We start from the raw sequence: 4,750 nt of genomic DNA, 5'->3' as shown, positions 1-4,750 counted from the left end.
GGACGAACCTGGATGGAACCCATACTTCATCGACAAGCTTAAAGCTGCCGGCCCACTCTTCGGGGAATTCCGGGAGTTCCCAGTGCCAGAAGCCAATGTTGCAGCGTCCGTCAAAAAAATCCCGGCCTAGGTGGTTAAAGACAATAGGCATCTGATCGGCGTTAATATGAAAGATATTGACCCCGTATTGGGCCTGGGAAACTTCTTTATGCCGCCACCTGCGGTCACGCATTCTCGCAGAGTTACCAATCTCAAAGTTAATGATTCCAAAAGGAATGCCGGCGGCATCCAGGGCATTTGCGGCCATCCGGCAGGACTCCCCGATGCCCATTTCAGCCCTGACATAGCCGGTCAGGTTGACCCCGGGCGGCTGATTTTCCTGCTTTCCTTCCCAACTGCGGACCGGATCTGTTCTGCTATCAACTGTTTCGAAAAAATCATTGTGCACAAAGGCTCGTCTGGCAATAAAACAATTAATGCTCTTTTTGAGCCGCAGGCTTACTTTGGCGCCGGCCCTGCGGTTTACCGCCAGCGCCAGGCAATAAATTTTCCAGAATAAAAAAGACTTGAGCCTGGAAAAACGGTGCAAACGGATATCTAAACCTCTGCCCTGCCGCTGCTCTCGGAGTTGCTCTTTTATAGGGGCCAACCAGTCTTCCGGTAATAAAAATTTTCGCGCGCCGTTGAGTACGAACCAGCGACAAAAATCCACACGGTTTTTCCCCAGGGGCTCTGGGAAAAGGGTTTTTAGGAGAGCGTCGTTTTTCCACGCCTGGTACATGGTATGGGTAACCAGAGGATGCCGGATTGCAGCAATGTCTTCCTCAACTGGCAGGGTTAAAAACAGGTTTTTTAACCGGAACGGATTGTCAAGGCACTTTTCCCGGAGGTGAAGAGTATCCCGGTAAGCCATACGGAACTGGTCGGGAATCAAAGCGCCATCTTCAAAGCGGCCATAAGCGTAGCCCCATTTACGGCACTCCCGGTACCCGTTTGCCAAAACCTGCTGAATATATTCCCTGGCCAGTTCCCGGACATGATTTAACTTTTGCAGTTGAAGACGGTTTTGGTGTTTAGAAAGGTTGGTGCCGTCCTCCGGATCAATCCCGCTAAAATGATAGAAAACCAGTTTCTGTCCATTGACTATATATTTATTGCCAGTCTTGGTTAAATGCCTGTGTTTTAGATTCCAGTAAGCTACGTTATAGCCGGGATGGCGCAGAATCTCAACATCCGGAAACATCCCCGGGGCCAGATCGAGCCATTTCTGATCGACAAATAGGCCGTTCGGGAAGTCAACCACACACATTCGCTCCAGTTTTTTCTGCCACCATTTTAAGAACCGCTCTGTCTCGGGGTGGTTGGAAAGTGCCAGAAAGCCGAGATTATATGTTCCCGCCCGAAGAATACTCAGTTCGTCCGGCTTTTTATCATCGTCCAGCGGCCCGGTTAGATGCGGCGTCAGAACCATGAGCTTGCCGGCATCCAAGTACTCTTCCACCTCCCGCAGGCGGTCATAGACAAAAACGTCCGGATCGAGGTAAATAACAGACTTATACCGTCCTTGCCGGAAGAGCCATTCAAACATCCAGGGTTTAGCTGCCGTATTGACTTCTAAAATGGTGTACTGAAAAAGAAATGGGTAGAGGTCGGGAATACCTATTTCAGCCACCGGGACCAGATGAAAAGGTTCTCTACGGGGATTAAATTTGCCTTCCACCTCATCGACCAGCAGGACATATCTTTCCCATTCCGGGTGATGATACTGCACTGAAGCCAACAGGGTCCTGGCAAATGCGAGGTAGTTCTTTGAAATAATGGTAAACAAGGCCGTATCTGGCATTTATGGTCCCCCTGATGAGATTGCTGTTTTGCCACATGGTCAATGGCATATACCCGCACTTTTATTACAAATACATTAGCTCTTCCTGAGAAATGGTTGAAAATAGGAAGACACTTTACGTGACTGGCGTATATGCGGCAGGGCGGGAAGCGTGAAATGCCTTTCCCTTTATCACTTTACTATTTCAAGTTCGAATATAATCACATTAGCAGGTAATATGAAAGCAAATTGCATCTCATAGATTGTGGGGTAACGATTAATTAACCGCCGCAAAATAAATTTAAAGGGGTATCGGGTAGGCAATACCAACTGCACCTGGAGTTTTTTAAATTGTACGGGCGAGTAATTAAATGTACGGAGATGTGTTCCTTCTACGAAATAGTCGAAAGAGCGCGAGGAAAAAGCATGTTTGTGGGTCGGATCAGTAAAGAAATCGCTGCAACTGAAATGCGGCACCAGCACTTGGGCAACCCCGCCTGGTCTGGTTATTCTATGTATCTCTTCAACGGCACGCACCACATCCTCAAGATGCTCCATGATGTGGCTGGCGCAAATCAGATCAAATTCATTATCCTTAAATGGCCAAGGGTAAATATCAAGATCGTGCACAACATCCACGTTTGGCCCAGGCCGCAGATCAACTCCTATTGCTCCTGGGATTTTATTAGGGCCACAGCCAAGGTCTAATATTTTTTTATTGCAAATCATACCTTCACCTAAATTACATTTATTAATTGGTTTATCTCAATTATCTATCTTTCTTACGCACTAACCTCAATTTATCCGCTATATTACATAACGATATAAGTAACCCTCTAAATCTCTAAAAATTCTCCATTTCTGTAAGGATGATTGCCATTAATTGCACCATATTTTGCATTATTATAAGCCGCCTCTGGAGGCAATTCTATAAAGTTGCTTTTTTCTAATTGATCATTTCTTATAAAAAAGGCGTTTACACCTTTTTTGTCAGTTCCTATTAATGAATACCCTAATTTCTTGCCCAATAATGAATAAGAAGTAAGGCTTGCTCCAAAGTGCGTTGTCCCATCCCATTTATGGTGTTCATTGTAAGCCATTACCCATTTTTTGGGGGGAACATGATAAGCATTATATTCGATAACTACAACTCTTGGTTTGTAATTGATTAATTCCCCCCAAATCCAATAATCGTTGCCATCAATATCAATGGATAGTAAATCTAATTCCTTTGGTACTTCACCTTTTGTAAATAGCTCATTAATGTTATCTTTAGTTATCCAACTATGAATTATTTTAATGGGATGCTTCTTATAGAACCTGCATGCTTTCCGGTAATAAAAGAAATTTCCCTCAATCATAAGTCCGGACCAGCCTTTATGTCTGGCCAAGTATCCTGTATTACATTCCCTGCCATCAGAAATACCAAATTCAACAAAATATTTATTAGTTGTTCCAATGCGGTTAAATATTTCTTCAATAATTCCATCTTCACCATTTTGAGACATTACATTAAACTCGTATATTTCAATATTATTTAACATCACTTATTCCCTTCTGCAACAAATCATTCAGATTCATTAATTCATCCAGAAAATAATGTTCTTCTGTTTTAAAAAGCAGCAGCTATTATGTTCGCCATCAGGAATTCCTCTCACACTCACATTCAAGTACCGGACAAACGGCCCCGGGTATGAGATACATCATTTTTTGTCGTCACAACCACCTCTTGCGTCAATCCAGGTTTTGAAATACAAGACCGGTAGAATAAATACATAATTTAATATATTGGCGTGAAAAAAGATTTGGCACTGAAAATAACCTGAAATTATATGGAAACAAAGGGTCAATAATACTGGCATGTAAGAAATCCGATCATTTATTGCTATATTGGTTTTCTCCAACAGCCACAATAAACATCCCAAATATATGGCTCACTTGTAGCTTTATTTATGGCACAAAAATCATTTATGTTATGAGAAAATGCTATTTCTTCAATCAATATTAAATTAGAGCAGAATTTTTTAATCATATCATGGCTATATATTCTATGAGCGTTAAACACGATGGATGGGGGTGCGTTCGTTATAGTAGTTGTAAAAATAAAATAACCGCCTGGTTTTATCACTCGTATCATTTCAGAAATAGCTTTTTTGTCGGCATTAACATCGAATTCATCTCCGTAGCGCCCTAATCCAAAATGCTCTATGGCACATAGTGAGGTGACAATATCAAAACTATTATCCGGAATTGCAAGTTTTTTTGCATCACACGTTACAACAGTTTCATTATCAGATAATGGCAACCTTTCTCTAACGTCAATGGATGTTACAGGATAATATGAAAGTAAGCCAATCAAAAAATGTCTATAAGAACCTATATCCAGGATATTATTTGGCTTGATTTTGTTTATGTGCTTTGAAGTGAAAATGCATTCATAATCAATGTAATTTTCAGGGTGGTCTCCCGCATCATAGTACATTTGTTCTAAAACATTAAATGCACCGGGCTCTTTTTTTAGCCTCTCCAGGTTTTTTTTGTAATTACTTAAAAACGCTCCAGGGACTTTGGATGGCGATGCTTTTATCAGCCGCAAACCTGCCATAGAAAGGATTCTATTTGCTGGATGCATTATCATAACAACTCCTTTACTCTTAATATATTTAATCATTTTTACCCCCCGGAATTGGTCGGATAGAAGATTTATGGGTTAAACTGGCTTCATTCAATTTTGCAGCCGCCAATCATTAGGGCTTATTTTTTTCTCGGCTCAACCTTTCCAGGCGTTCTTTAATCATGCGGCCCACTACTTTTGGAGAATATTCTGTATGGATGGTTTTCTGCCCGCTCAAACCGATTATTTGATAGAAATGACTGTCGGTGACAAGTTTTTTCATAAAATAAGAGGCATGTTCAACATCAGGCTCC

General features: G+C 41.8%; 4 protein-coding genes and 1 pseudogene. All 5 read right to left on the bottom strand.

The features are described 5' to 3' along the window. On the bottom strand, window positions 1-1,843 hold a 1,843-nt coding region (locus tag Pmgp_RS18700; RefSeq protein ID WP_427910056.1), incomplete at its 3' end, for a hypothetical protein. Between the two features lie 171 nt (window positions 1,844-2,014). Further along, window positions 2,015-2,551 carry a class I SAM-dependent methyltransferase gene (locus Pmgp_RS18695; protein ID WP_134216125.1) on the bottom strand — a complete coding sequence of 179 codons (537 nt, stop codon included), beginning with the start codon at window positions 2,549-2,551 and terminating at the stop codon, window positions 2,015-2,017. Window positions 2,552-2,658: 107 nt separating this feature from the next. Next, on the bottom strand, window positions 2,659-3,366 hold the full coding sequence (locus Pmgp_RS18690) for a hypothetical protein (protein ID WP_134216123.1): 708 nt from the start codon (window positions 3,364-3,366) through the stop codon (window positions 2,659-2,661). 341 nt (window positions 3,367-3,707) lie between these two features. Next, window positions 3,708-4,493, bottom strand: coding sequence for a class I SAM-dependent methyltransferase (locus tag Pmgp_RS18685; RefSeq protein ID WP_134216121.1), 786 nt, complete (start codon window positions 4,491-4,493; stop codon window positions 3,708-3,710). Window positions 4,494-4,569: 76 nt separating this feature from the next. Continuing rightward, window positions 4,570-4,750: pseudogene (locus Pmgp_RS20130) on the bottom strand (hypothetical protein); the annotation flags it as partial.

Origin of the sequence: Pelotomaculum propionicicum, from assembly GCF_004369225.1 — a bacterium.
GTDB lineage: Bacteria > Bacillota > Desulfotomaculia > Desulfotomaculales > Pelotomaculaceae > Pelotomaculum_B > Pelotomaculum_B propionicicum.
This window is presented reverse-complemented; position numbering and strand designations above follow the sequence as displayed.

What these genes read in the sequence shown, in the direction of transcription:
- Pmgp_RS18685 (WP_134216121.1), bottom strand. Translation starts at nt 4,493, where the DNA reads ATGATTAAATATATTAAGAGTAAAGGAGTTGTTATGATAATGCATCCA.
- Pmgp_RS18690 (WP_134216123.1), bottom strand. Translation starts at nt 3,366, where the DNA reads ATGTTAAATAATATTGAAATATACGAGTTTAATGTAATGTCTCAAAAT.
- Pmgp_RS18695 (WP_134216125.1), bottom strand. Translation starts at nt 2,551, where the DNA reads ATGATTTGCAATAAAAAAATATTAGACCTTGGCTGTGGCCCTAATAAA.